General features: G+C 57.0%; 15 protein-coding genes and 10 pseudogenes. 9 read left to right on the top strand and 16 right to left on the bottom strand.

Annotated elements, in window-relative coordinates; translation table 11 throughout:
- Positions 1-813: 813 nt before the first annotated feature.
- Together ACFQH2_RS18975 and ACFQH2_RS18970 are read left to right on the top strand one after the other, a co-directional pair.
- Positions 814-1,478: pseudogene (locus ACFQH2_RS18975) on the top strand (helix-turn-helix domain-containing protein).
- Between the two features lie 109 nt (positions 1,479-1,587).
- Positions 1,588-3,746, top strand: a pseudogene (locus ACFQH2_RS18970) (PAS domain S-box protein).
- A 246-nt stretch (positions 3,747-3,992) separates the two neighbouring features.
- Here the strand turns inward: ACFQH2_RS18970 and ACFQH2_RS18965 are convergent.
- Positions 3,993-4,253 (bottom strand): hypothetical protein, encoded by a 261-nt coding sequence (locus ACFQH2_RS18965; protein WP_377050819.1) that lies wholly within the window; start codon positions 4,251-4,253, stop codon positions 3,993-3,995.
- A 640-nt stretch (positions 4,254-4,893) separates the two neighbouring features.
- Here ACFQH2_RS18965 and ACFQH2_RS18960 point away from each other — a divergent pair.
- Both ACFQH2_RS18960 and ACFQH2_RS18955 read left to right on the top strand, forming a co-directional pair.
- Entirely contained in the window at positions 4,894-6,177 is a 1,284-nt protein-coding gene (locus tag ACFQH2_RS18960; RefSeq protein ID WP_377050293.1) for an RNA-guided endonuclease InsQ/TnpB family protein, read from the top strand.
- Positions 6,178-6,253: 76 nt separating this feature from the next.
- The gene (locus ACFQH2_RS18955) at positions 6,254-6,748 is read left to right on the top strand and encodes a hypothetical protein (RefSeq protein ID WP_377050291.1); all 495 of its coding nucleotides are present in this window, start codon (positions 6,254-6,256) and stop codon (positions 6,746-6,748) included.
- A gap of 77 nt (positions 6,749-6,825) precedes the next feature.
- Here the strand turns inward: ACFQH2_RS18955 and ACFQH2_RS18950 are convergent, their stop codons facing one another.
- From ACFQH2_RS18950 to ACFQH2_RS18920, 7 genes and pseudogenes are all read right to left on the bottom strand, one after another.
- Positions 6,826-7,590, bottom strand: a complete 765-nt coding sequence (locus ACFQH2_RS18950) for a plastocyanin/azurin family copper-binding protein (protein ID WP_377050289.1) — start codon at positions 7,588-7,590, stop codon at positions 6,826-6,828.
- 25 nt (positions 7,591-7,615) lie between these two features.
- Complete coding sequence (locus ACFQH2_RS18945) at positions 7,616-7,924, bottom strand: thioredoxin family protein (protein WP_377050287.1); 309 nt, start codon at positions 7,922-7,924, stop codon at positions 7,616-7,618.
- A gap of 170 nt (positions 7,925-8,094) precedes the next feature.
- Positions 8,095-8,449 (bottom strand): annotated as a pseudogene (locus tag ACFQH2_RS18940) (SHOCT domain-containing protein).
- Between the two features lie 6 nt (positions 8,450-8,455).
- A pseudogene (locus ACFQH2_RS18935) lies at positions 8,456-8,872 on the bottom strand (DUF302 domain-containing protein).
- 95 nt (positions 8,873-8,967) lie between these two features.
- The gene (locus tag ACFQH2_RS18930; protein WP_377050281.1) at positions 8,968-9,324 is read right to left on the bottom strand and encodes an SHOCT domain-containing protein; all 357 of its coding nucleotides are present in this window, start codon (positions 9,322-9,324) and stop codon (positions 8,968-8,970) included.
- 57 nt (positions 9,325-9,381) lie between these two features.
- Complete coding sequence (locus tag ACFQH2_RS18925) at positions 9,382-9,702, bottom strand: hypothetical protein (RefSeq protein WP_377050279.1); 321 nt, start codon at positions 9,700-9,702, stop codon at positions 9,382-9,384.
- Positions 9,703-10,041: 339 nt separating this feature from the next.
- Positions 10,042-10,580 (bottom strand): annotated as a pseudogene (locus tag ACFQH2_RS18920) (helix-turn-helix transcriptional regulator).
- Between the two features lie 595 nt (positions 10,581-11,175).
- Here ACFQH2_RS18920 and ACFQH2_RS18915 point away from each other — a divergent pair.
- On the top strand, positions 11,176-11,475 hold the full coding sequence (locus tag ACFQH2_RS18915) for a hypothetical protein (protein WP_377050277.1): 300 nt from the start codon (positions 11,176-11,178) through the stop codon (positions 11,473-11,475).
- A gap of 378 nt (positions 11,476-11,853) precedes the next feature.
- Here the strand turns inward: ACFQH2_RS18915 and ACFQH2_RS18910 are convergent.
- Positions 11,854-14,510, bottom strand: a pseudogene (locus tag ACFQH2_RS18910) (heavy metal translocating P-type ATPase).
- Positions 14,511-14,605: 95 nt separating this feature from the next.
- Positions 14,606-15,197 (bottom strand): annotated as a pseudogene (locus tag ACFQH2_RS18905) (AsnC family transcriptional regulator).
- Positions 15,198-15,330: 133 nt separating this feature from the next.
- On the opposite strand from ACFQH2_RS18905, the gene ACFQH2_RS18900 reads away from it, so the two are divergent.
- Positions 15,331-15,528, top strand: a complete 198-nt coding sequence (locus ACFQH2_RS18900) for a heavy-metal-associated domain-containing protein (protein ID WP_377050835.1) — start codon at positions 15,331-15,333, stop codon at positions 15,526-15,528.
- A 719-nt stretch (positions 15,529-16,247) separates the two neighbouring features.
- Here the strand turns inward: ACFQH2_RS18900 and ACFQH2_RS18895 are convergent.
- The 3 genes from ACFQH2_RS18895 to ACFQH2_RS18885 form a co-directional block, all read right to left on the bottom strand.
- Positions 16,248-18,446: an LUD domain-containing protein gene (locus ACFQH2_RS18895; RefSeq protein WP_377050815.1), complete on the bottom strand. Its 2,199-nt coding sequence runs from the start codon at positions 18,444-18,446 to the stop codon at positions 16,248-16,250.
- Entirely contained in the window at positions 18,443-18,952 is a 510-nt protein-coding gene (locus ACFQH2_RS18890; protein ID WP_377050271.1) for a LutC/YkgG family protein, read from the bottom strand. The genes ACFQH2_RS18895 and ACFQH2_RS18890 overlap by 4 nt, the downstream gene beginning before the upstream one ends.
- A gap of 340 nt (positions 18,953-19,292) precedes the next feature.
- On the bottom strand, positions 19,293-20,252 hold the full coding sequence (locus tag ACFQH2_RS18885) for an alpha/beta fold hydrolase (RefSeq protein ID WP_377050269.1): 960 nt from the start codon (positions 20,250-20,252) through the stop codon (positions 19,293-19,295).
- Between the two features lie 1,504 nt (positions 20,253-21,756).
- On the opposite strand from ACFQH2_RS18885, the pseudogene ACFQH2_RS18880 reads away from it, so the two are divergent.
- The 3 genes and pseudogenes from ACFQH2_RS18880 (at position 21,757) to ACFQH2_RS18870 (ending at position 24,551) form a co-directional block, all read left to right on the top strand.
- Positions 21,757-22,734: pseudogene (locus ACFQH2_RS18880) on the top strand (IS1595 family transposase).
- Positions 22,735-22,824: 90 nt separating this feature from the next.
- A complete protein-coding gene (locus ACFQH2_RS18875; RefSeq protein WP_377050267.1) occupies positions 22,825-23,751 on the top strand; it encodes a helix-turn-helix transcriptional regulator in 927 nt (308 codons plus the stop codon).
- Positions 23,748-24,551 (top strand): DUF6036 family nucleotidyltransferase, encoded by an 804-nt coding sequence (locus ACFQH2_RS18870; protein ID WP_377050265.1) that lies wholly within the window; start codon positions 23,748-23,750, stop codon positions 24,549-24,551. The genes ACFQH2_RS18875 and ACFQH2_RS18870 overlap by 4 nt, the downstream gene beginning before the upstream one ends.
- 103 nt (positions 24,552-24,654) lie before the next feature.
- Here ACFQH2_RS18870 and ACFQH2_RS18865 read toward each other — a convergent pair.
- The 3 genes and pseudogenes from ACFQH2_RS18865 to ACFQH2_RS18855 form a co-directional block, all read right to left on the bottom strand.
- Positions 24,655-24,990, bottom strand: a pseudogene (locus ACFQH2_RS18865) (hypothetical protein); the annotation flags it as partial.
- 3 nt (positions 24,991-24,993) lie between these two features.
- Positions 24,994-25,485 carry a hypothetical protein gene (locus tag ACFQH2_RS18860; RefSeq protein ID WP_377050263.1) on the bottom strand — a complete coding sequence of 164 codons (492 nt, stop codon included), beginning with the start codon at positions 25,483-25,485 and terminating at the stop codon, positions 24,994-24,996.
- Positions 25,486-25,588: 103 nt separating this feature from the next.
- Positions 25,589-26,000 (bottom strand): annotated as a pseudogene (locus ACFQH2_RS18855) (hypothetical protein).
- Between the last annotated feature and the right edge of the window lie 179 nt (positions 26,001-26,179).

The raw sequence follows: 26,179 nt of genomic DNA, 5'->3' as shown, positions 1-26,179 counted from the left end.
ATCCTCGCCCGCCGTGAACGGCGGGATTCTCTCGCTGCTGAAAAGTAGGAACCGACCGTTCACCCGACTGGTTCCGATTACTGTCTCATTGTTTGGGGCGGACAGGCCGCCATCGTAGGACTGGCGGGAATCGGTCCGTTCCTAACCGATTCCTGCTCCTGAGTAGGCTTGCCTGTCAGTTCAAAACACGGATTGAGAAATCTCGGAGGGGCCAGTAAACGTAGACTGATTCCGAGTTGTCGGATTCAGCCTGCGTTAACGAGACCGCAGGTCTCGTTCCCACACCAGAAATCTGTGATGTCTGGGGGCAGCTAAAGCCGCAGGTATTCTCCTTGCTATTTATAAGCAGGTTATACGCTTAAGCTACAGAACAATGCGGTTACGAGTCTTCTATTCAGTTGTATGACACAGAGAAACCATGCTGATGATCAAGACAGAGCTACTGAATCAAAAATCTACCTCCCTGCCGGGGTCACCCCGTCGTCCGAAGCCAGTTGGTTTGAGTACATCTGGACAACGCTGTTCAGCCGTCGCATCTGAAAAAGGGGATAGAACTGCGAACGAGTCCGTTGAACCAGCTAATTCAAGAGTGAAGTGTGTGATTTCTGAATTGATCTTCCGCTCTGACGAGACACATGAGACGTGAAAAAATTGAACCCCATCCTCGCATTCAAGAATTACGACTGACCGACTCAGTTAAGCCACCACACGACCTCCGTATAAGCCCGGTAACAAGCATCGCAATATATTTACATCAAGTATCTCAAATATAATCCTAACACCTAATGTACGAAACCATCACTTTACAGAACAATGACCGATATTAAAGCCGTTGTCCGGGCCGAGCATCCTGACATAGTGCTCACACAGTCAGTCAGTCACGATCGAAGTTCGAAAGTCAAGTCGGTGTCAGAGGCTGGAACTGACCCGACGTCGGGGAAGTTCTTTTATTACATAGAATCATCTGATTTCCAGCGGTTCGAGGACGGGTTACGGAATGATAGTACCATTGGCGAATTCGAACGAGTTATTGAAACCAGAGACAAGGAGGCGATATATAGCTTTGAGTATACAGACAAAGCGAAGATCCTCTCACCAGTAATTTCGGCCGCGAATGGTGTTATCCTCGACATGGAAAACGATGGAAGCGCCTGGATCCTAACAGTATGGATGCCCGAGCGAACGGATCTAGTTCATCTTTGGGACTATGCACAACAGCACGACATTGATATCGATTTGCTGCGCGTGAATGAATACGCTGTTTGGGGAATACGGACGCCGGGTTGACCGATAGCCAGCGAGAAGCACTCCTCGCCGCATTCAGATCGGGGTACTTCGAAGAACCACGGAACGCAACTCTCAGCGAGGTCGCCGCTGATCTGGATATCTCTCAACCTGCAGCAAGTGGTCTGCTTCGACGTGGAATCAAGCGACTCATCATATCTTCCCTGATGGATGAGAGTGAAACGCCAGATTGATCAGCGGGACTCGGTGCAGTGGCAACGGTGAGTTCTCCACTTCTCAGAAAGTTCAAGTGCTACGGAGCTAATCAATAAACCAATTAATGCTTGCGGACGAGTAAGCAGTATGAACGGTGATAGAAGAGTCCGTAAGAACTCAACAATCCTTCCGGACTCGAAAACTATCGATATCCTCCATATCGATGACGACCCCAGTTTCGCCGGGCTTGTCGCCACCTTCCTTGAACATGAACGTGACTGTTTCAATGTCCGCAGTATAACAGACTCTCGCGATGCCCTAGACGTTCTCAAAGAGAACGAGTCGTCTGTTGATTGTATCGTGAGCGACTACGAGATGCCGGGCGTAGACGGTTTGGAGGTACTGGAACGAGTACGTGAGTCCTATCCAGATCTTCCGTTTATCCTCTTCACTGGAAAAGGTAGTGAGGAGATCGCTGGCGAAGCCATCACGGCAGGCGTCACTGACTATCTCCAGAAGACCACTAGCACGGACCAGTATGGCGTCCTCGCGAATCGCGTGCAGAACGCTGTCGAAGGATACTGGGCCGAACGGTACATGAACCGTGGTCTCGAAGCCATCGAAACCGCACACGACGGCATCAGCATTCTTGATGACGATGGCTACATCGAGTACGCGAATTCCGCCTGTGCGGAGCTTCTCGGCTACGAACCCGAGGAGCTTATCGGCCTCCATTGGGAAACGTTCTACCACGACGAGGATGTCGATCACGTCTACGACGTCCTCCTTCCGGAGGCACGCGATGGGCGTTGGCACGGCACTACGTCGTTCGTCCGGAAGCACGGCGAACCAATCGACCTCGAGCACACGCTCTCGTTTACTACCGATAACTCGCTGATCTGTACACTCACGCCACCACAAGCGACTGATGCGGGGACGCTGCATCTATCGGCGAAAGAGCAAGCAATGGATGAGGCTCCGATCGGGATTCTATTGACGGACCCCAACCAGGAGGATAACCCGATTATCTACGCGAACGACGAATTCACGGCACTCACTGGCTACGAGAAACACGAGGTGTTTGGGCAGAACTGTCGATTCCTCCAGGGCGATGGCACTGATGATGAGCCAGTCGAGGAGCTTCTGAAGAGCCATTGATAATCGCGAGCCGGTAACCGTCGAGGTGCGGAACTACCGGAAGGACGGCACGGAATTCTGGAATCGCGTCCGCATCGCACCACTGTATGACGCTGACGGCGATGTCGATCTCTTTGTCGGATTCCAGGACGACGTTACGGAGCACAAGAGGTACGAACAACGGTTACAGTCCCATACCGCGCGTCTCGAGGCGCTGTTCGAGCATTCGCCGGATATGTTTATAATCCACGACTTCGACGGCGTCATCCGGGATGCCAACCAGCGACTGTGTGACGAACTCGGATACACTGAAGACGAACTGATCGGACAGTATGTCTGGGATCTCGATCCAACGGCCGATCCGGAGCGCGCGTCGTCATTCTGGGAGTCACTCCCGCCGAATACCCCGCGTCGATTCGAGGGAAAACTCGAACGGAAAGACGGGTCCACATTCCCCATCGAAATCCACCTTATCCGTCTCAACTTGGATGGAGAGGATCGGATCGTGGCGATGGACCGTGACATCAGTGACCAGAAGCGACGCGAGCGTGAACTCGTCCAGCAGAACGAGCGGTTGGACCGATTCACGAGTGTCGTAAGTCACGATCTCCGGAACCCGTTACAGCTCGCGAAAGGCCGCCTGGAGTTACTGCGAGAGGACTGCGACAGCGACAACATCGACGAGATCGACTACGCGTTGGGCCGGATGGATGCCCTGATCGACGATTTACTGGCGCTCGCGCAGGCCGGGGAAGCAGTAATGGACCTCGAAGCAGTCCAGTTGCCGGACGTCGCCCAGCTATGCTGGGGAACACTATCGACAAAGGATGCGACGCTCTCGATTGAGACAGACCGTACCATCGAGGCAGATCCCGATCAGCTCCAACAGCTCGTACTAAATCTGTTCCAGAATGCCGTCGAACACGGCGGGCCAGACGTAACAGTGACGATTGGGAACACAGATACTGGCTTCTATGTTGCTGATGACGGGGGCGGACTCCCCGACTCAGAGAGTACGAACGTGTTCAGAAGCGGGATATACGACCGCTGACGACGGGACCGGATTCGGGCTGGGTATCGTCAAGGAAGTCGTTGACCGACACGACTGGGAGATCACTGCCACAAACGGTCCCGACGGTGGTGCTCGTTTCGAGATTGAAATCACGTGACCGTCCGGTACGTCGGTAGATGCGGGCACGCTCGATACTGATAGTCCTGTATCTCCCCTGTGGGGTTCACTTTTCTCTGACAGTAGGTTTCGCTCCCGTGACAGTGCCTCACAGTGTTCACTGCGTCCGACTGTCCTGCTGTTCATTCCTGGTCGTCTGCTCCCTGCTCACTCGTTTCGGGTTCCTCCGTCCCGTCGCTCTCGTCTTCTTCGGGTGAGACTGCCTCACCGTCAGCCATCGACCACTCTAGCTCGACTTCCAATTCGGCCTCATCCTCTTCTTCCTCGTACTCAACTTCCACTTGAACTGCTCGGGAACGGTCACCGGGCCCTCATCGCGGCCCAGTTCTACTGACCCGCTCGCAACGCCGGTGGCGAGGCGACGGAGGACGTTCTCTCCCTGTTCGCGGGTCATGAGGCCCTCCAACTCGAATTCCTCTTCTTCGTGCTCTTCCGCATCATTCGCATTCTGGCTCTGGTCTGTCACGTGTACACGTACGGCCTCCATACCAAAATTCCACCCCCACTCCCGCTTTGCTCTCACCTGTCCGCTCAGATTGCAGATCGACCGCTCGGAGGTTTCAGTCAGAAAGAACCACGGGCGAAATGGTCGATACAGATGAACGGCTTACCAGGTCCGGGTCGGGAGAAGACCAATTGCACTGACGACCTGATGGTCACCATCGACGGGTACGATCACACGCATTTGCTCGTTGTAGTCAGCCAATAGCTCTCGACAGACGCCACACGGCGGGATAACGCGCGCTTCGGTTGCGTCATGATAGGGCAATGGGTACGATACGGCTACGGACGTCTGAATCTCGTCATGGTCATACCCGTCTGCAATGGCTGAGCCAACTGCAACTGGCTCTCCACAGACCGAGGCCCGTCCGATACTGGCCGGTAAACCCACACCCTCATATACCGAGCCATCTGCCATCCGAATGCCAGCAGTGACGATGTGGGCATCATCAAAAAACTCCGGATCGAACGTCTGTTTATACGCTGAGCAGGCGCAATACCACGTCGTTTACGGCGTGGATACGCGCCGCCAACTGATGATACAATAACCGTTGTTCGGCATTTCTGGATATTCCACGCGACCCGAAACCGACACTTGTCCATAAGCTAAGAAACATAGGTTATGTATGGCGAAACAGGTCGTCAAACGCACTTTCATTGGTTCCATACAGAACCATCAGCAAGTGCAGGACGACCTTGATTCGCTTGGATTCGCCGCCAGTAAACTCTGGAACGTCGCCCGCTGGACAAGCGGGCGTGTCTGGAACGAAACTGGCCACATCCCCGACGACGGCGACCTGAAATCGTACCTCAAATCCCACGAACGCTATAGTGACCTACATTCGCAGTCAAGTCAGCGAGTTCTTGAAGAACTCTCTGAAGCGTTCACTGGCTGGTACAAGAAACGCCAGAACGGGGACTCGAAAGCGAATCCACCAGCATATCGCAAACACAACGACGAACATCCACGCTCAACGCTCACGTTCAAAGGCGCTGGCTTCAAGCTCGATACCAAAAATGGTCGAATCCGACTCTCCAAAGGTGAGAACCTGAAAGAGCACTGGTCGGACTTCGTTCTCTGCAACATCCAAACACGACCTGACGTTGACCTCTCTGCGATTGAGAGCGTCCAGCAGGTACGCGCTGTCTGGAATAAGCAGCGAGACGAATGGGAACTCCACATCGTCTGCAATGTCGAAATCAATGCATCAGAGAACGACGCTGAGAAGACCGCTGGTATCGACCTGGGTATCTGTAACTTCGCCGCTCTCGCCTTTGAACACCAAGAGTCTGAGCTATACCCGTTGAACTGCCTCAAACAGGACGATTACTATTACAGCAAGCATATTGCTCACTGTGATGATTCCTCGTCGGAAGAATCAGTACGGTTGAACACCAAGAAATCTAATCGTCGTGCGCACTATTTCCACACGCTCTCGAAACATATCGTGGAGAGATGCGTTGACGAGAACGTCAGTGTGATTGCAATTGGTGACCTCAGCGGGATCCGTGAGGATGAAGACGGTGAGACGAAGGATTGGGGCAAGCACGGTAACTTGGACTTGCACTCGTGGGCGTTCGACCGATTCACTGACCTGCTCGAATACAAGGCTGAAGAATCTGGCATTTCCGTTGAGCGCGTATCTGAGGAGAACACCTCAAAGTCGTGTTCTTCGTGCGGGTGTGAGCGTGAGTCGAATCGTGTTGAGCGTGGCTTGTACGTGTGTGCCGAGTGCGAGTTGGTTGCGAATGCTGACGTGAATGGTGCTGAGAATATTCGGAAACAAGTATCTCCGAGTCTCGCCACGGATGGCGGTGATAGGAGTAACGGCTGGTTGGCACAGCCATCGACGTACCTGTTTGACAAGGAAACTGGCTCGTTTGAGCCTCAAGAACAGGCAATGTCGTAGACCCTAATATCCCAAACCAGCGGTAGCGGTGCCGTGGGATTCCTCCGCGTTCACGCGGAGGAGGATGTCAATCCTGATGCGCGAGGCGAGAGATACGGACGGCCGCCTCTCGGTCGTGGGCTATCGAGCACGGCAGGTTATCGCGGCCCGGTTCGGCGTCCTCGTCGTCATTACACTCCTCGTTGTCGGCGTCTCAGTGGGAGTGATGCTCGTCGACTTCTGGCCGGAGCAGCTGTGGTGGTTTGTCGCCGCGATGCTCGTCCTCTCGGTGACCTACGGACTGATCGGGATGCTCGTCGGTGCCGTCTTCAATCGACTGGCCGGCCTGTGGATCATGTTGATCCTCCCGATGATCGATATCGGGCTCTTTCAGGACCCATTGTTCGTCCAGTCCGAGCCCGAGTGGTGGATGAAACTCTTCCCGGGCTACCATCCCGTCCGCGTGATAGTCGATACCGGGCTCACAACGGACCTGGATACTGCTGTGTCACTCAGCTGGGGATTCAGCTATCTCCTCGTCATCGGGCTCCTCGCTATATGGGTGTACTACCGAGGAACTCGAACGACGTGACGACGCAATCGAAAAAGGACGATCTCCGCAGACGGACGGATTTACCGACGTCTCCCAACGGGGTTCGGTGACTCTCCTCACAGGGATGGGTCGTTTTGCCCGTCCTCCAACCGTTCACGACGCGTCTGGAACTCTTCTTCGTCGATCTCGCCTCGTGCGTAACGACGTTGAAGGGTTTCCATCGCGGAATCGTCACTCTCTGGAGGTGCATCACCTCGACCCGTTGCCCAGTAGAGGAGTCCGCCGACCAGCCCCAGCATTCCGAATGCCCCGCCGACGAACGGCAGCCCACCGAACCATCCACCGTTCCGGCCGTTCATCATCCCCGGGCGGGACCCCATTCCGGGACCCATCATTCCGCCATCGGAGTTCCCATCACCCCCGGTACCAGATCCATACGCGATCGCGCCCTGCTCGACGATCGCGTCGCTCTCGGGCACGTCACCGTCCGGAATCGGACTCTCTTCGGCCGGGCCGCCGGGATTGCCAACGACGATGCGACCAACCATCCCGACTGTCTTGTGCGGGATGCAGTAGTAGTCGTACGTACCTGGTTCTTCGAACGTGTACTCGTACCCTCCCGACGAGATGACCCCACTATCGAATGGACTGGCGTCGAGCGGAATCCGGTTCTCGTAGGCCGTCGCCGAGTGTGTACCGGCTGCTATCTCGAAGCGGACGGTCGTGCCGGGTTGGACGTGGAGCCCGATCGGGTCGAAATAGTTGTTGCCCATCTTCACGACGGGCGTCTCCTGTGCGCTCACTGGCTGAGAGAGGCCTGCGCTGGCGACTGCGCCGGCACCGAGCACTCCCAGGAACTGACGTCGATCATAGTTCGTCATGTGGTTTGAATTGGTCGGGTGGTCGTTATGTTCGCACGACATCGACGAGACGTTGGACGAGTCCAGACGACTGTTCGGTCGCGCTCTCAATGGCTGGTTCGAGGTCGTTCCGCTCGACAATGCCGATGAACTCGGCGGTCTGTTTACCGCTCGCGTAGACGAGTGTCGTCGGCGTCTTCCGGACGCCGTATTCCTCGGCCGTTTCCAGATCTTTCTGGATATCGATCTCCCGGAACTCCATGTCCGGATACTTCTCCTCGAGGCCGTCGTTTTTCTCTCGTTGTGTTGCGCATGCTCCGCACGTCTCTTGGGTGAAGAGGATGACTTCGGTCACATAGTATAATACGGTATTGGGACTTAACCACATTACTATTCAGAATCGTAAGCTGAGAGAACTCCATCTCTTCGATTCTGAAAGGGCGTTCACACAGTGGTGACCGGGAGTAGCATCACAAATTCGATCACGCAGGCGTGTGAATACGCACTTGGTGCGTACTCGTTGGCTCAATCCGACCGTTCGAGTCTCTCGCGGCGGGCTTCTGAACTCTTCATCAGTGAGGTCGCCACGAGCGTATGCCGTGCGGAGTTCCTCCATCGCGGGATTTCGAGATGTCTGCGTTTCGCTAATACGCCGGAAGACGAGATAGCCACCGCCGAGGAGGATAAGGAGGAAGATGAGCGGGACGAGCATCCCGACGAGCGGCCACCACCCGCCAGTACCGCCATACTGACCCATCATCCCACCGTACCCCATCATCCCGCCGAATCCTATCCCCATTGTGAGCAACGGGAGTAAGATGATCGCTCCGAGGATCAGAAGAACGATCGTCGTGACGTCGAGCTGGTTTGATGAAGACATCGAAGATCAGGTCTCCGATCTGGATCCTAGTTCGTCGGTGACGGCCGAGAGAACACGTTCAGAATCGCTCGGTGACCTCGGTCGCGATAGACTCGAGCGCATCGTTGTCTGCGATGTCGATCAACTGCTGCGGATCGACGGCACTCACAACGATATCGTCGTCATCGGTTTCGTAGACGATGACGTTACACGGGAGGAGTGCTCCGAGTTCGATTTCTTCGGTCAGTCCCTCGTATGCCAGGGGGGATTGCATGCACCGAGAATGCGGTACTGGCGGAATTCTTCGTTGAGTTTCTCCTTGAGTGTCGCCTGGATGTCGATGTCACAGAGGACGCCGAATCCTTCGTCTTCGAGCGCTGCGATCGTCGTGTCGACGACGTCGTCGAAATCGCCAGTGACTGAAGTCTGTATTGTGTATTCCATGTAATATTATACCCCGTCCACGGGGTTAACGGTTGGGTGCCGCAACGGCGAGCGTTGGGAGTGTGATGTATCGGCTGGAACAGCAACTGTTCCAGTCATCCGGTTCGTTCGAGCTGTTTTCGCCGTCGATCGAATTCTTCATCCGATAGCTCACCGCGGGCGTAGCGCTCGCGGAGAACTGACAGCGACTGCTCTTCGTTCCCGCCGGATCCTCGGTTGAGGAGCGCATAGACGATGTAGAGCGGGACGACGATGAGGAGCCCCATCCAGAGAAGTCCCCAGAGGCCCATCGCTCCGCCGAAGAGGCCCCAGCCGCTCCCGCCCATCATACCGCCGCCGTAGCTCCCACCACCGCGGGCAGCAGCCGTTCCAGTCGTTGCGACCAGCAGCGGGACGGCGAGGATTGCGAGTCGACGAGCAGTGCGTCCGATGTGAGTGGTGAGTTGTGTCATTATCTTGAGTTGGTGAGTTGTGGTGTTCGGTTGCAGCGATCGAAACGGTCAGGGTTGTCAGCAGTGGCCCTGCCCGTACATCTCGCCGCTGTAGTCGTCGTCAGCTCCGTCGTGGTATTCCTCGTCAGACATGTCCTGGGCCATCTCGTCGACGGTCACACCCATGTGCGACTCCATCCACTCGACGCTACCAGGGCCCATGTGTTCGGCCATCTGCGCCTCCATCCAAGTGGCCAATTCATCTGCGGTGGTATTGTCCGTGAGCGTGTCGTCAGCGGTCGTGTCGTTGCCGTGTGCGCTGGCAACGGGCGCGGCAAACGCGAGTCCGACGATCGCGAGGGCCACGAGCAGCCAGCGGCCGAGTTTGAAGTTGGTCATTGTCTTTCTCCTCGATTACTCGTAGGACTGCTGGGGGGTTATCGACGTGGGTGTGAATCCACACAGGAGAACGTTCGAGAACATGTATAAGAGGACCTAACCGTTTTTCAGGACAAGGACCGTTCCTCCGGCCCGAATTCGCCGGATTGGTACTCAATCCTTCTCCCGGGACAGGACCACGGCCCCAGGAACAACAGTATGAACGATCCGTAACCAGGTCATTCGACGTATTCTACGACACGCGCCATCCCTGCATCGAGATTGTGCAGACGTGATAGTGGACAACGTTTTGGACGGGGCTGGACTCGTGGGAACGCCCCACTAGTTCGCCTGTTTTCGTTATAGGTCGTCGCTCGGATAGATGCGATACGTCCGCCCTTGGCGCTCGCGGTACAGCAGGCCACGCTTCTCAAGCGCACTCACCGTCTGACTGACCTTGCTCTTCGAGATGTCCGAGCGATCCCTGAGTTCGATCTGTGTGATGCCAGACGAGGAGATAACTGGTTCGAGGATACGGCGTTCATCATCTGGCAGGAGGTCTAACACGCGAGCCTGTAGCTGAGACTCCGGATTGATGGCTCGATTCGATTGGACAGCTACCTCTGGCGATTCATCACCCTCAGGATCGGTCGGATTCGCCATTTAACTCTGTGAGCGGTCGTTTACCTCTATGCTGGTGACCTCATCCCGAATCACGAGATACCCCCATCGATGACAGCCGAAACGAGGAAGGTTCCGAGGACGTACCAGAGTGGATTCGTTCCGTGAACGGACCCCATCAACGTGCCCATTATCGATCCCATCTGGTCGAAGGCCTGCTATTGCTGGTATGCTTGCCAGATGAGCACACCAGAGACGATGAGGACGACAGCGACCAAGCCACCGACTACTGTATCGGCTCGCCGTCGTGGGTGAGGCTCGGTCCACTATCGTCGGTTCGCATCCCACGGGGTCGCAGTACTGCCCGGGCACACCGAGACCACGACGGTAGACGTATAGGAGAAAGCCAGAGAGCGCGAACACGACGATTTTGAAAACCTGAACGAGACTCGTGATGACGAGCCCCATGATGATCGCCCACGCCGCAGTCCAGAGGAAACCGACGCCGATCCGCAACGACTCGAGGATTCCGTCGACGAGGGCGGCTTGCATATTTAGACGATCGCAGCCATCTTTTTTGTTATTTGTTCTTAAGAAACCGGGGCAGTGGGCGGAGTAAATCTTGCATTCAAAGGTGACTCATGCTATCAGAGGTGGTCAAGCGTTCGAGGACTGCGTTCGCGCTCATCAGTTTTTGCGTGTCACTGATTCCAGTCGGTGGTGGCTCCTTGGTCTTCCGACGGACCGGCCATACAGATCTGGGTGTTGGACCGCTGGTTCCCCCACGATATTTTTCCTCCGTGTTACCAAGGAATCGCTCCCTTTCGAATTGTAAGAGAAACCCGATTGAAGGAGTAGAGCGTATCTGTAGTCATGAGCACTACTACCACAAACCAAGATGCGTACGAAATGGACTCCACGACCAACGTGATGCATCTCGATTCGTTGGCACTGGCGGGCGCAGCAGCAGTCGTCTCTGCCACCGCGATGCTCCTGCTGGGTGTGTTCGGAGCGATCGGCGTCTATGAGGGCGCAGTCGAAGCGATGGAGCAGTGGCACCTGTTCTTCGAACCGACCATCGTCGGGACTGTGGCGGGCATGGTCGAGGCAGCGGTGATCAGCTTCGTCTTGATGTATGCCTTCGCGTGGCTTTACAACGCCTTCGTATCATAGATTAGGTGTCAATCCAGGTACGTCACCGACAAAGCCGAAATCATCATCGACGCATCGTCCGAGGAGGTATGGGAGTACGTAACCGACCCAGTCCATTGGACGGCGTCGAACCCCGAGGAACACTACGGACTTGAGTACAACACGCCCGATAACCATCCCCGAGAGGATGCGACATTTCACCAGGCCGAAGAGGTCGCTGGGACGTACGCCGACCTCCACGGCCGATTCCAGTACATCGGTCATCCACATGTAGGGGTCTGGACTGGGACAGCGTACTATCCGGTTCTTCGTGGAATTGTCACTCAGGAGTAGCCGTCTCTCTCCAGAGAGTCGTTTTTTCCGGACACGACGAAGAATGCTGCTGGTGAAACCAGCTGATTAGCGGAGTCGACCGAGGAGCTCGTAATCGTGATCCGGAGTGTACCGGCGGAACAGTAGACTGTTCGACAACACCGATACACTTGAGAAGGCCATCGCGCCGGCGGCGAGCACGGGCTGGAGCAGCCCGAGTGAAGCCAACGGGATCATCGCCGTGTTGTACCCAAGCGCCCACACGAGGTTCTGCTTGATCTTCTGGAGCGTCGCGTCCGAGATACGGATAGCCTTCACCACGTCGAGTGGATCGTCGCGCATCAGCGTCACGTCCGCCGCTTCGATAGCGACGTCCGTCCCGCTCCCGATGGCCGTCCCGACGTGGGCCACCGCGAGCGCGGGCGCGTCGTTGACGCCGTCGCCCACCATCATCGCCTTGCGACCTTCGTCCTGAATGGCCTCGACGGCATCGGATTTGTCCTCGGGGAGCACCTCCGCGTGGACATTTTCGGGGTCGATCCCGACCTGCTCGGCGACGGAGAGGGCGGTCCGCTCGTTGTCGCCGGTGATCATCATCACGTCGATGCCGCGCTCCTGCAGTTGGCTCACGGCCTCGGTTGCACTTTCTTTGATCGTGTCGGCGTCAGCGACCACACCGATGAGTTTGCCCTCCGCTCGCGGCTGTTCGCCGCTCGCATCGCGGTCGCCGCTTCGCTCCGAACCGCGCAACGCGACGAGCATTGCCGTCTTCCCCTCGTTCTCGAGGCGCTCCATTGTCTCCTGAGCGGGCGAGGGGTCGATCCCGTTGTCGCGCAGCAGCTTGCGGTTGCCGACCAGCACCTCATTGTCACCGACCGTCGCTTTGATGCCGTGGCCGGGGACGTTCTCGAAGGCGTCCGGGTCGGTCACGTCGATACCACGGGCTTCAGCTCCATCGACAATGGCCCGCGCAAGCGGATGCTCGCTTCCACTTTCGGCCGTCGCTGCGAATCGGAGGACGTCGTCCTCACTGAGACGATCGCGTGCAGTTAGCGCTCCGCCGTCGGCTGCCGGCTCTCCACCGTCAGCGACAGGTTGGCCGTCACCGTCGAAGACCACGACGTCCGTTAGCTCCATTTCACCTTTTGTGAGCGTCCCGGTCTTGTCAAAGACGACCGTGTCGACGTCTTTCGCGCGTTCAAGAATGTCCCCGCCTTTGAACAGGACGCCGTTCTGGGCACCGATCGTTGTCCCAACCATCGTTGCAGCAGGCGTCGCTAACCCCAGCGCACAGGGACAGGCGATCAACACGGACGATGCGAAGACGATGAGCGCGAACTCGAAGACTGAGACGCCTCCAGCGGCGACGGGGCCACCTGCGACGAGTCCCCATAGCGGGAGTGCCTCAACGAAGCCCGCGAAAGTCGCGGGGAAGAGGAACCACACAGTGCCCCACAGCAACGCGTTCGCGATGACCGCTGGGACGAAGTACGCCGAGATGCGGTCCGCCAGATTCTGGATGTCGGGTTGGCGCGACTGGGCTTCCTTGACCGTCTGGACGATCTGCTGGAGCGCCGTGTCCGCACCGACCTTCGTCGCCTCAACGACGAGCACACCGTTCTCGTTGATAGTGGACCCGACGACCTCGTCACCCTCGCCTTTCTCGACGGGAACCGACTCGCCGGTGACCATCGACTCGTCGACGGCGCTCTGCCCGTCGATGACGACGCCGTCGGTCGGAATCTGCTCGCCGGGCCGGACCTTCATACGGTCGCCGACGGTGACCTCTTCGAGTGGCACTTCCACTTCGGTACCGTCCTCGTCGACGAGGGTGGCCGTCTCGGCCTCCATTTCGAGGAGCTTTCGAAGGGCGTCACCTGCCTGCCCTTTCGAGCGGGCTTCGAGGTAGTTCCCGAGGGTGATGAACACGAGGATCAACGCGGCAGTGTCGAAGTACAGCCCCCGCGATCAATTCCGCGAGTACTGCGATTGAGTAGAAATACGCAGTGGACGAACCCAGTGCGATGAGAACGTCCATGTTGGCGCGCCTGTTGTTGATCAGCGCGTTGTACGAGTTCTTGTAGAACGGCCAGCCGAGCACGGCCTGAACTGGTGTCGCCAGCAGGAACTCGACCCATCCGAATTCGACGCCGAGGACCGTCTCCGGGAGAATTCCCCCGCCGAGCAGGAACTTCTCTGCGAGGAAAAACAGCATCGGGGCCGAGAGCGCGGCTCCGAACAGCGTCAGTCGAAGCTGTTTTCAGAATCTCACCCTGTCGTGCAGCGTCCCGAGCGTCTTTACCCGATTCACCGCTGTTGCTGTCTTCACGAACCGGCGAGTAACCAGCGTCCTCGATAGCGTCGTAGAGCGCGTCGAGTGAGGTGTCCGCGGGGTTGTACCTGACCTGCGCTTCGTCGGTGGCGAAGTTCGCCTCGGCCGCGATAACACCCGGCGTGTTCTCGAGCGCGGTCTCGTTCGTCTGCACACAGTTGGCACAGGTCATATCGGAGATGCCGATGGTCACCGTGTCAGACACCGCACCGTAGCCGGCGTCCTCGATCGCCCCGTAGATCTCTGCGAGCGATACCTCGTCAGGGTTGTACTCGACGGAGCCCTCGTCCGTGGCGAAATTGGCGTTCGCCTCGATGACGCCGTCGAGTGACTCCAGGGCGTCCCCAACTGTCCCCGAGCAGTTGGCACAGGTCATTCCTGTGATGTCCAGTTGTGCTGTGCGTGTTTCCATATCATACTGTAGGAGCTACCCCGTTAGGTGAGTTCTCACTTGGATAGTGAGGGTAATCGACGGCGTTTACTTTCGGTTCCAAACCGAAGTCAGCGCTATATGCCCTCTTCGAGACGCTGGTGTCGATCTTCAGAATCGACTCTGACACGATTGACAACAGAAATGATAGAGCTCTCCATCAATACGACTCGTCTCCCCCTCAGAATCCACAGTATTACTGCACTCGGCACACGTGAGTGCGAACTCGACGCCGTCAATCGACGGTGTCCACTCGACTTCGTCGACTAACGTGACTGTGTAATCAACCGAGTTAGCGCCATCGAGAAGCGTGTTCACCCATGCTCGGACGTTCTGTGCTTCTGCACGTCCATAGAACCAGAGGTCGCCCTCCGACGTAATGAACACGTGTTCGACGGCGTCGTCGTTTCTGACCCGCTCGCGTACCGCGTCGAACGACTCAGACGGGAGATCCAGTTGAACGAGTACCGGTACACCAGCTCTGAGTTTAGTACGGTCGACATCGATAGTGAAGTTGTTGATGACTCCGGTCTCTTGGAGCCGTGTAACGCGATCTGAGACGGCTGGCCCCGAGAGGCCAACTTCCTCGCCGATCGCGCTGAACGGGCGACGGGCGTTCTCGGCTAACAGCGAGAGAATCTCCATGTCGGTTTCATCCAAGTCCCGCATACTGGCCCAAAAGGACGCAGGATACAATACTATTTCCCTGAAGATACTTTGGAATACGTCGTTTCATAACCGTTCGAACAACAGTATCGAAGCAGCAAATGACAAAGAGGAGCCGTCCGTATTTTTCACCGGAATGAGTCAAACGATCACCGTCGAGGGGATGACGTGCGAACACTGTGAACAGACCGTTAAAGAGACCCTTCAAGACGTATCTGGCGTGACTGACGCCACCGCCGATCGTGAGGCCGAACAGGCGAGAGTCAATGGTGACGCCGACGTCATGGCCCTTGTACAAGCCGTCGAAGACGCTGGATACACTGCCCACGCTTGAGAGCACCCAGAACGTTCGCGGACGACCACCCCGCCGTTCTCTTTCGAGTCCGCTTGCCCTGATCGCACCGCGCAGTATCAGGCCCCGGACGGATTGACATCCTCCTCCGCGTGAACGCGGAGGAATCCTGAGTGTTAGAGATTTCAGGTTTGCAGTCCCACCGAACCCTGACACGGTCAGAATCCGTGTAGAGTTCACGGACTGTGACGAGTGAGACTGCTGGGAGTGCCAAGCCCCGGTACTCCTATCCTCTGTCATGTTCGGACTCCCAGAGTTGTTTTTGCCTCGGAGAGTCCGACAGGCTTCGACGGACTCGGAGTTACTTTCCTGGTGCGTGCAACAGTCAACTCCACGCCGACTCTGTGAGAATCGGGCGGTCATCAACTGGTTTCGATTACTGCTTGGTTGCTTGGGGCGGCGAAGCCGCCATCGGAGGACAAGGCAGAATCACTCTCTTCTCGCCTGAGTCCTATTCTTGAATCGGAGTGCCTGTCAGTTGAAAGTATGGATTGGAACTCTCGGACAGGTATCGAAACGTGGATTGGTTCCGTGTTGTCGGATTCATCCCACGGCTAAAGCCGTGGGTTTTCTCCTGTACCTTCTATAATTCAATTCACGAACAATATTGCGCTTTGAAGCCACGCATCATTTCCATCCTTCGAGGTTGTGATGTTCCTCAAGAGCGAGCTTGCTAATGAAGCGACCGAGCGAAGAGCAGCTCAATCAGGAGCGATGAGCTCGACGACATGCATCGGCTCGTCGCCCACGAGGTCTCCAATCTGGTCCGTACAAGACATGCCGCTTGCAAGGGTATGTTCACAGTCCGCCTCGTCGAGCTGTGTCTCCAGATTCGAGCCGACGTCGATCGAAAGCTCGTAGTACTGCTGCTTGTAGCCGAACGATCCAGCCATTCCACAGCACTCGACATCGCTTGTTGTCACCTCGTACTCCAGTCGGTCTAGGACGGAGAGGCCATACTCGTCGAGTCCCATCGTACGCTGTTGGCAGTGGGCGTGATAGGCAACCGTTTCCCCGTCGGCAGCGACAGTCAGCTCGTCGGGATTGGCACCGTTTTCGAGGAGCCCGTAGATGTATTCGAGAATCTCGTAGCTGTTCGCCGCGAGCGGTTCGTGCTGCTCTTCCGGAAGGAGCCTGGCGTAATCGTTACGGAACATCGCCAGGTCACTCGGCTCAATTACGACCACGTCGTCTCCCTGCTTGACGTATGGGCCAAGCTGCTCGACGACGCGTTCTGCTTTCGTCCGGGCCGTATCGATCATTCCCTGCGAGAGTGGTGCCCGCCCAGCCCCTGGTACCGGCGGGACGACGACCTCAGCACCAAGTGCTTCCAGCGCTCTGACAGCCGCCTTTCCGCGCTCGACTAGCATGTAGTTCGTGTACAGGTCGGGATAGAGCACGACTGTCCAGTCCGGATCACTCGGTGGAATATCGTCACGGCTTTCGAACCACTCGACAAATGTCGTCCGGCGGAACGCGGGGAGGTCCCGCCTCCGGTCGACGCCTGCGACGCGTTCAAGGAGGTACGAAGCCGGCAGAGAATTTGCAGCCCAGTTCGAGAGGGGTGCGAACGCGCTACCGAGTTTGGCAAGCGTCTCGAAGTTGCCGAACAGGCGTTTCTGGAGTCCCGGCCCAGAACTCTCGGTATCAGGCGTCAATCCATCGACCAGAAACTCGGCGCTGGTGTCGGTCTCGGTGTTGATTCGATCCCGGACGACGGTATTGATCCACGGGATATCGATATTGACCGGGCAGGCCTCGACACAGCGCGAACAGCCCGTGCAGAGATCGTTGAATTCCGCTGCGGTGTCGGTACCATGTACGCCAGCTTCCCACCCCGTGGCGATTCCGCCGGAGTACGTCTCACCACCAAACACATGGCCACCAACGGACTGGAAGTTCGCACAGGTGTTCGAGCAGGCCGAACACCGGATACAGTACAGTGTCTCCCGGAGATCTTCGTCCTCTCGCATCGCCAACCGCCCGTTGTCGATGAGGACGAGATGGAACTCACGGCCCTCGCCATCGCCGCCGATCGGTGTCTCTCGATCGTCGAAATCGACCGGTGGAGAGTTGATCGGGGGCGTGAGCAACGAGATATAACTCGTGATGTCCTGTCCCGTCCCGGAGCGGCCGATCAGTTCGATAAAGGGCTGCAGGTCCTCGATGCTCGGGACGATCTTTTCGACGCCAGCGACAGTGATCTGCGTGTCCGGAACGGTCACAGTCTTGCGGGCGTTGCCCTCGCTCGTTACCAGCGCCATGGTCCCGGAATCCGCCGTGAGAAAGTTCGCACCAGTCATTCCGACATCGGCGCCCCGGATCTGTTCACCCAGCTTCTCCCGGGCAAACATCGTCAGTTCCTCGGCCGTTTCGAGTTCGTCGGCAGGCTCGAACTGCTTGTTAAAGAGGGTCGCAATATCCTCACGAGACTTGTGGATCGCGGGAGCGACGATATGGCTTGGAGCCTCGTCAGCGACCTGAAGGACCCACTCGCCGAGGTCGGTCTCGACGACGTCGACGCCCTCACGTTCGAGGTGCTCGTTGACCGTGATCTCCTCGCTCGTCATCGACTTGCTTTTGACGAGGCGGTCGGCCTCCGCTTGCGAACAGACGTCCGAAATGTACTCGTTGGCATCGGCGGCATCATCAGCGATATAGACGGTTCCACCGTTCTCCTCGACCGTTTCAGTGAGTTCGTCGAGAAGAGCAGGTAGCCGTTCGATGGCGTCTTCCTTGATCGCCCTCGCTTCCGCGCGAAGCTGCTCGTACGACTCGAGATCGGCAACAGATTCGTATCGTCCCGCGTTAAATCCTCTCGTGTTAGCGGCGACTGCCTCGCCCTCCGTCTCCAGGATGTGTCGAATATGGGCTGCTTTCGACTCTCGCTGTGAGCTCATGAAACAACGATCACCTCCACTTCTTTCGGACCGTGCGCACCCTGCACCAGCGCGCCCATGTCCGCAGTTGCTGAAGGACCGGTTGCGAGAATCGCCGAACCGCGTGTTTCCCGGAGTTCGTCGCCGAGCCACTCGAAGGCTGCTGCCATATCCGGAACGATGTCTTGCTTCCGAAGGACGACAACGTGCCGGTCGTTGAACAGACTTACCGGCTCGCTCCCGAGTTCGTCCATCCTGAGAACGAGACTCCCGTACTCGGCGATCGCCAGCGAAGCTGCCGTAACACCAGTGGCTGCATTCTCCAGATCCGCTGGCGTGGGCGCAGTTGTTACTTGCTCCGGCAACTCGACGTCTGGCCACGGCAATGGTGTGCCGATGGCCGGCCCCTCGATCCGCTCATCGACCGCTGCCGCGACGTCGTCCGGAGGACACTCGGTGATCTCAACCCCGTAGCTACGTGCCCGATTCGTAAACGCGTCGTACCGCGGTGTATCCTGAGACATCATCAACTCTCCCTGCCGACTTGCTAGAAATTTCGATACTGTGTACTTCTAGCTTGCCCCAAGATCCACTTGGTGCCAGTCAACAGGTATGATGATCGCAATGGTTGTCGCAGTATAAAATAGACAGCTACGGAAAGTAACGACTGAATCGATGCCCAATCAGATCCTTATAGTGGGATACGACTGCTCTCTCAGCGGGTGGTGTTCCGACCGATAGCGATCTGGGAGAACGAAGGTGCCAAAGTGAGACCGGCAACTACCGCAGCCAACACTCTTACAGCAGTGTCTTAGATATTGATCTTAGTGGAATCGAATTGTGGAGTGATAACGACGATTCTGTTCACTACTCGTTTGAAATTTCTGCATCCCGTACCTCCGTCATCGATTCTACTAATGGTTGATCTGTTTTGACGGTTGTACTGACCGCCCGAAGCAAACTGTTGTATATCGCGGGCCGTTCGATCATTCCGATGTGACCGGTTCGCTCTAACTGGCAGAATACACCTTGCGAAATCCGGCTGGCAGTACTTCGTGCCACGTCAAGAGGGACGATCCCATCAGCAGGTCCATAGATGACCAGCGCTGGACAGTCGATGAGGCTCATATCATCACGCCCGTCATACCCCCAAAACCCCTCCGTGACCGTTGTCCACGCCGAACGGCGGTGCGGCATCGGGTTCGATTGAAGGAAGTCTTCGATGACACCCCTGGAGGTCTCTTCGTGTGCACCGACGCTGTGAGCCAATCGACGCATCAAGGTCTTGTTTGACGGTAACCTGTACAGACTGAGGGCAAGAAAGAGCCGTAAGAAGGGCTTTTCCCACGCTGGTGTGAGGTCGTGATCACCGCCCGCATGGAGAACGAGTGCGCTTGTCGGGTGCTGCTTCGCGTACTCGATAGCGACCGCTGTACCGTAGCTGTGACCGTGGAGAATTGGCCGATCAATATCGAGTTCTTTGAGTAGGGCTTGGAGATCGGCCACGTGACCGTTAATAGATTGCGTTGGTCGGGTCGTTGAGTTGCCATTGCCCGCCAACGAGTACGTCACGAGGTCCCGTTCTCCAGCAAACGCATGCAACTGTGGATACGGATTCCATAACGAACCAAGGCCTCCATGAATGAAAACAAGCGCCTCATCGGCCCCTGGTATATGGAGCGTTTCGAGAGCAACGTCATCGGATACCTGTATCTTGGTCGGCTCTGGTACTGACCGCCTGACTTTGTCGAAGCGGATGTAACCTGCCGGAAATGCGTCATATCCTGCCGACATGATCAGATATACCGGATGATGCTGCGTGGTCAATAAACCGACTCATACATATACCATTTTAAAGGAACATCAAATTTCTTGTCTTTCCAAGCAGATAGATACCGGTCTCCCCTGCGATTTTATCCTTACCGATACTTGAATCACCTGTACCGACCGATCCGAGGGATCGGAATCTGTGCAGGATTCTGTGTGAGATATGCGCGCTGTAGTCAGCACAGGCTCCAAGACATATTCAAAACCAGACAGATCACCCGACTCTCAAATGGCCGATTTCGGCCACCTCACGCCAGAAAGGTCGATCCCTTCGATCGTCGAACGCGAGCCTGCAGCGCCCATAACGAATATTTTCTCCAGAATCACAGTACAGCGGGGGTAGATCGTCGATTGAACGCAATGCCGTTGCTTTCGTTCAGCAGAGGGCCAATCCCAAACGCCACTCTCGCTATCGAAGTCGGGAAGAGAACGCTGATGAATACCGCTTTCCGAAAGAGTCCCTCTAAAAATGTGCGGTCACGGGAACTGAGATCTGCTAGTAGTTCCCCTCCGGCGATGCAACGAAACGTTCTGATTATCTGTCAGAATTCGTGTACAAGATGTAGAGCATATATTCACTGTGGAGTCTGTTCTGCGGTTACTGCTAACTTTTGCGGATGGACGTTTCAGTACCCGCCTCCACCATCGAAGCACCGCCCGCATTTACTGGCGCTCGTGACGGTATTTGACTGGTCGGTTGTGGTGGGGTGAAGATTATCATGCGATAGATGATAGTGGATTCCACAAAGAGTCTGACAATCCGACTTACCGCCCTCATGTTTGTGGACTGTTCCTGTGACTTGGTTCATAATCACGTCCATGTCAGTCAGTAACGTAGACCACTGATATCACGTTACTGCTTGGTACACAAAGGTATTTCACCACCAGTTGACGCACGGAGGAGATAACGGTTGACCGATATACGCTTTGTATTCAGCATGACCATTGGAACCTATCACCGATCAAGGGTTTGAAAGACCTATTAGTCATACTTGAGTGAGTGGCCCGGATTCCCTCCTCGAAGAAAGATAGCCTGTCCGAGTGATGATCTGGTATTTCATATCGCACACGGGGGGTGTATATTCCTATAAGCCATAATATATTTATCTCGCAAACCGGGATTTCCTGTTAGTAATACCATAGTTGTAGTAACATATGCTAACCAGATCTTGGATTGATATGCGAATTCACCGCGTGCCAGATCAAATGTCTCGGAACCTGCTCAAGATAGTTTACGTATGGTTAATCGTCATCGTAATCGCAATACTCGAAAAATCGAGTTGATCAATTAAAAAGACAAAATATTCTGCTTTTTCATTTTGCACACGGGGTGTAGTGTGGCGGATACTCAGCGAAATTCCTTACTGATTTGCTCGATATCAGGGTTGGTTTCGGACGAAAATCAGGATACGCCTCCACCTCGGGCGGGCGCTGAAGGACTCGCTCTTATGCAAAGCTGCGGAAAGACCGTATTGTTACACTGAGTCGGCGCTAATCTGGCAATATGTCTTCTACTCAGCCAGCGTTCGGAGCGATGTTTCGAGAGCTGATCGAGCTGGGCGTTGTCGAGATCGACACGGAGCCGCTCGATGTCCGCATCGAGCGGCGACTCAAGGAATTCTGGGAGAATACGTCCTGTCCACGGTGCGGCCACCAGAGCATCGTGACCTGGGAGAGTATCGACCGAATCTGGTGCCGTAACTGCAATTTTAAGCCGGTTTTCACCTACGGAACGCCGTTCCACGAGAAACACCTCGCCTGCTGGGAGGTGCTTCTCGCGTTCACGCTGTACGCCGATACGTTGCTCAGTATCAACCAGATCGCGCCGTTTCTCGGTCGAGCCTATAGAACCGTCTACACAGCCATTCGAGACGTGGAAGCCGCGGTTCAGCGCGGCTTCCCCGTCGTCTGGAGCCTCCTCGATCAAACCATCGACGGACCGACGCAAGTCGACGAATCTGGCGAGGTCTATTCGGGCTACAAAGGCCAAGAGCCGCCGCGGAACAGCCGTTCTCGCGGCGGCTCGTCCCAAACTGGTCGATCTCGTTGGCGAGGCCGCCACGGTGATCAGATAACGCTGGTCGCGGCGTGCCGCGACTCGCTTCGCGTGATTCGCGGCCAACTTGGGATCGACTACAGCAGCGATCTTGAACCGGTGATACAGGAGGCTAAAGACCTCTCCCAGCCGCTGGGAGAGGTCTGAACCGACGGACTCCAGGCGTACCGACAGATGGACTTTGACCACCGAACGGTCATCCACAAAGAGAGGTATGTATCGCCAGAAAGCGTTCATATTAACCAAGCTGAGTGCCTGTTTTCGCTTGTCCAGCCGTGGTTGCGGAAGTTCCGCGGCCTGTCCAAGCAGGGCTTGGAACAGGCCGCTCACACCTTCGGAATCGTTCGCTCATTCAACATAGCGGGTGAATCCGTCGAGTCAATCGTTGATTGTCTCGTTATCGGGGTTTTCCGCAATTCTACATAAGAGCGAGACGATGGGGCAAGCTCTTATTCCTCTCTGTCTGTAACACTACTCGAAACTTCTTTATATACAAGTTTCGTACTGTGTTACACCGTGCTCCGGCGCATCGAACTCGAGGTCCTCGCCACGGTCGACCGCGGCGACACGATCTCCGAACTCGCGACGAAGCTCGACCACAGCGAGAGCTACCTCTCTCGTGCCGTCGGCGACCTCGTCGAGAAGGGGCTCGTCTACACGGAACGCGACGGCCGCCGAAAACGAGTCGTCCCGTCGGATGCTCGCGCCGTCGAACTCTATCAGGACCTCGTCCGCCAGTACTCCCACATCGAGTTCCCCGAGCTGCTGACCGGCAAGGCACTCGAGGTGCTGTACTACCTCGACCAGCCGCGAACCGTCTCCGAGATCGCCGACCGGAGCGACAACTACCGCAACACGGTCAACCGTGTCCTCAAGCGGTTTCGTGACCGTGGTCTCGTCGGGACGGCCGACGGCCGCTACGAGTTCAATGCCGACTTCGACCGCCTACACGCGTTCGCCCGTGAACTCGCACACCATCTGCATCGCCAACGCCTCGAAGCCGTCGCCCCGAAGGGCACGATTCTCTGGGAGGACTACGACGAATTCCTCCTCCAGGCCGAGATGGAGATCGACGCGGAGGCGTTCCACGAAACCGGCCTTGCTCGATTCGCGGCCTATGACCTCCAGTTCCTGCTCACCGGCCACCGCTACTACGTCTACTCCGAAGACCTCGACGCAGTCTCGCCGGCGGAGCTCTGCTGTCACACGCTGCTGATCGACGACGGCAGCCGACACCGCTCGTACTGTCTCCTCCTGCTCAGCCACGTCGACGTCGACGAGGAGGATCTCCGAGAGCAGGCGGCGAAGTATGGCCTCGAAGACGAAATCGACGCCTTGCTCCGCTACCTCGAGACGCACGGCGAGATCGACGACGACCGGCTCCCGGAGTGGGACGAGTTCCAGGAGTTGGCGGCTGACTACGAGGTGCCACTACCACAATGAGACCAACATTCGGACGCGAGTACATCGAGAACGAATTCCAGCGAATCGGAGACGGGCTATCTGAACCGCTCACGGTCTACCTGATCGGTGGTGGCGCGATGTCGCTACGCGACCTCAAGGGGGCGACGAAAGATATCGACCTTGTCGTCCCAGATGGCGACGCGTACGGTCAGCTGTGGGCCGTCCTGATGGACCTCGGGTATGCGGAGGTCCAGTCGCTGGATCCAGATTACCGGGCGCTGGGCGCGACGAGCTGCGTCGAGAACGACGATGGGTGTCGCCTCGACATCTTCAACCAGCAAGTCGCGAACAAGCTCGTGCTCACCGACGGTATGCAAGAGCGCAGTGAGCCGTTCCTCAACCTGGATCGACTGACGGTCCGGCTGGTTAGCAACGAGGATATCTTCCTGTTCAAGGCAATCGCAGGCCGCGACGACGACATCGAGGACATGAGTATGCTCGTGCAGGCCGGCCTCGATTACGACGTCGTCCGGGATGAACTCGAAGCCCAGATCGAACGCCTGGGGGACGATCAGTTCGCCACGTTCGCGAACGAGGCTCTGGTTGAACTCGAGGAGCGGTACGGAGTGACCACGCCGATCGAGGCCCGCGTCCAGGAGCTCACGAATAGGTACTACCGGGGGCTCGAAGTCCTCCAGGCACTCGACGAGCCGATGGCCGTCGACGAACTGGCCGCGGAACTGGAGCTGGATGACGAGGAGGTTCGGGACCGGATCGCGTATCTCTCAACGTTCGACCGGGTCCGTCGAGATGGCGACACAGTCCATCCCGTGGAGTAGCTCAATCGCTGCCCTACGGGGAAGGAAGGCGGCCGTCTGGTCGGGGAACGCGCCCCCGTTTGATCTCGTGATCGGCGCGACGCAGGTGCTTGCAGCCGCCTTCGGGTGAACGCTGCTGCCAGTCGGGACAGTCGTACCAGCGCTGTACCCTCGCCCCGTCTGCTGACTTCTCGCCGACGAGGACGTCATCGTTCGGACACTCGGGACAACTCAGTTCAGGCGCTGGCCGCTCCCGGAGCTCGTCACGGAACGATTTCGCGTCCTTCGTCTCGTACCCCCGCGACCAGATCGGGTAGCCGTCGACGAGGATTGCCCCACGCCACTTGTGCCGGTACGAGTCCGGTGCTCGATGCAGGACGGCTCGCGCACCGGTCTCGGTGTTCCGATACACGAGTGTTGGCGAGCGGCACTCGCGTCGCCAGTTGGTGATTCGGGGCATTGTTCAGAAGTGGACGTCGGCGGGCACGATCCAGAGGTCCTCGCTTTCCTCGAGGATTCGATCCAGCTGCTCGCGGTGGCGAATACCGGTTGCGTGTTCGGTGTACAGGAAGATCGTCGGGCCGTCGTAGGCGCCGACCTGGTGGAAGGCGTGCCGGGCGAGCTCTTCGTCGCGCATGATCTCCTCGTCGGAGAGTTCGTCGATGGCCTCTTTCACCCGGTCGAGATTGCGCTCGAACTCTTCCTTCGTCGCCTCCCACCCACGTTCGAGCAGGTCCTGGCCGTCATCGGAGTCGACAGGGGCTGCAGTCGGCAACTCTCCCCATCGCGCCTTCCCCGCAACGGACGTGTCCTCCTCATCGAAGGTCACGTAGTAATCGAAGACGGCGCCGGCGTGTGGGTCCGCCCCGACCAGGCGGTCGAACACTGACTTTCCGGTGGCCAGCGCGTCGTCGTGCGTCGATACTTCTACCAGTGTGTAAATGACCATATGCATCTCGAACACCTCGAAGCGCCGACGCTCTGGGGATCGTTGCTCGCTCCAGCTGCGTCGGCACCCATCGCCGGCGCTCGAAAAACTCCCTCGTGACGGAGGGTTCTCAGGACTCGTCCGCTCGTTCGACAGTGATGGTCAGGTCGCCCGATTCGTAGTCGGCCTCGAAGTCGACGACGAATTCGTCCGCCTCGTAGGCGGCATGGTAAGCACGGTGGCGTTCGAGCGAGCCAGTCGCCTTGAAGTGGAAGAATGCGGCCGCCGTGTAGGGCTTGCTCTGGGTTTCGACCTGCGACTCGACGGATGCGGGGAGCGCGATCTGGGGCGTCTCCGTGTCGATACTCGCAGCGAACTCCTTTGCCTCCTCCACGGTCGCTCGCGAATGCGCCGGTGTCTCACCGGTGAGCACGTTCACCGGGGTTTCCGTCTCGTCGGTGAACAGGACGTCTTCGAAGGTGTGTCCCGAGGATCGCCTCGGGATCCAACTCGCAGTCGTGAAACGGGTCGTCTGAGGTCATCGAATCACGAGCCTACGGCAGGGCTCACCCATTCCGGCCCCTGAAAAACAGCAGCACTCACGAAGCAAGCAGGATCAAGAGTGATTCAAGCTCGCTGCTCTTGTAGAATTCCTCAATCAGTTATATATTCCAGCTGGCTTGCTGAATACAGGGCGCGTACCTCGTGCCTTGGTTGTGCC

Source organism: Natronoarchaeum sp. GCM10025703 (genome assembly GCF_042661985.1).
Taxonomy (GTDB): Archaea; Halobacteriota; Halobacteria; order Halobacteriales; family Natronoarchaeaceae; genus Natranaeroarchaeum.
Note: the sequence above shows the minus strand (reverse complement) of the source record. Positions and strands in the feature narration are given on the sequence as shown.

What these genes read in the sequence shown, in the direction of transcription:
- ACFQH2_RS18915 (WP_377050277.1), top strand. Translation starts at nt 11,176, where the DNA reads ATGAGCACTACTACCACAAACCAAGATGCGTACGAAATGGACTCCACG.
- ACFQH2_RS18900 (WP_377050835.1), top strand. Translation starts at nt 15,331, where the DNA reads ATGAGTCAAACGATCACCGTCGAGGGGATGACGTGCGAACACTGTGAA.
- ACFQH2_RS18950 (WP_377050289.1), bottom strand. Translation starts at nt 7,590, where the DNA reads ATGACGAACTATGATCGACGTCAGTTCCTGGGAGTGCTCGGTGCCGGC.
- ACFQH2_RS18895 (WP_377050815.1), bottom strand. Translation starts at nt 18,446, where the DNA reads ATGAGCTCACAGCGAGAGTCGAAAGCAGCCCATATTCGACACATCCTG.
- ACFQH2_RS18925 (WP_377050279.1), bottom strand. Translation starts at nt 9,702, where the DNA reads ATGACCAACTTCAAACTCGGCCGCTGGCTGCTCGTGGCCCTCGCGATC.
- ACFQH2_RS18870 (WP_377050265.1), top strand. Translation starts at nt 23,748, where the DNA reads ATGAGACCAACATTCGGACGCGAGTACATCGAGAACGAATTCCAGCGA.
- ACFQH2_RS18890 (WP_377050271.1), bottom strand. Translation starts at nt 18,952, where the DNA reads ATGATGTCTCAGGATACACCGCGGTACGACGCGTTTACGAATCGGGCA.
- ACFQH2_RS18930 (WP_377050281.1), bottom strand. Translation starts at nt 9,324, where the DNA reads ATGACACAACTCACCACTCACATCGGACGCACTGCTCGTCGACTCGCA.
- ACFQH2_RS18955 (WP_377050291.1), top strand. Translation starts at nt 6,254, where the DNA reads ATGCGCGAGGCGAGAGATACGGACGGCCGCCTCTCGGTCGTGGGCTAT.
- ACFQH2_RS18965 (WP_377050819.1), bottom strand. Translation starts at nt 4,253, where the DNA reads ATGGAGGCCGTACGTGTACACGTGACAGACCAGAGCCAGAATGCGAAT.
- ACFQH2_RS18960 (WP_377050293.1), top strand. Translation starts at nt 4,894, where the DNA reads ATGGCGAAACAGGTCGTCAAACGCACTTTCATTGGTTCCATACAGAAC.
- ACFQH2_RS18860 (WP_377050263.1), bottom strand. Translation starts at nt 25,485, where the DNA reads ATGCATATGGTCATTTACACACTGGTAGAAGTATCGACGCACGACGAC.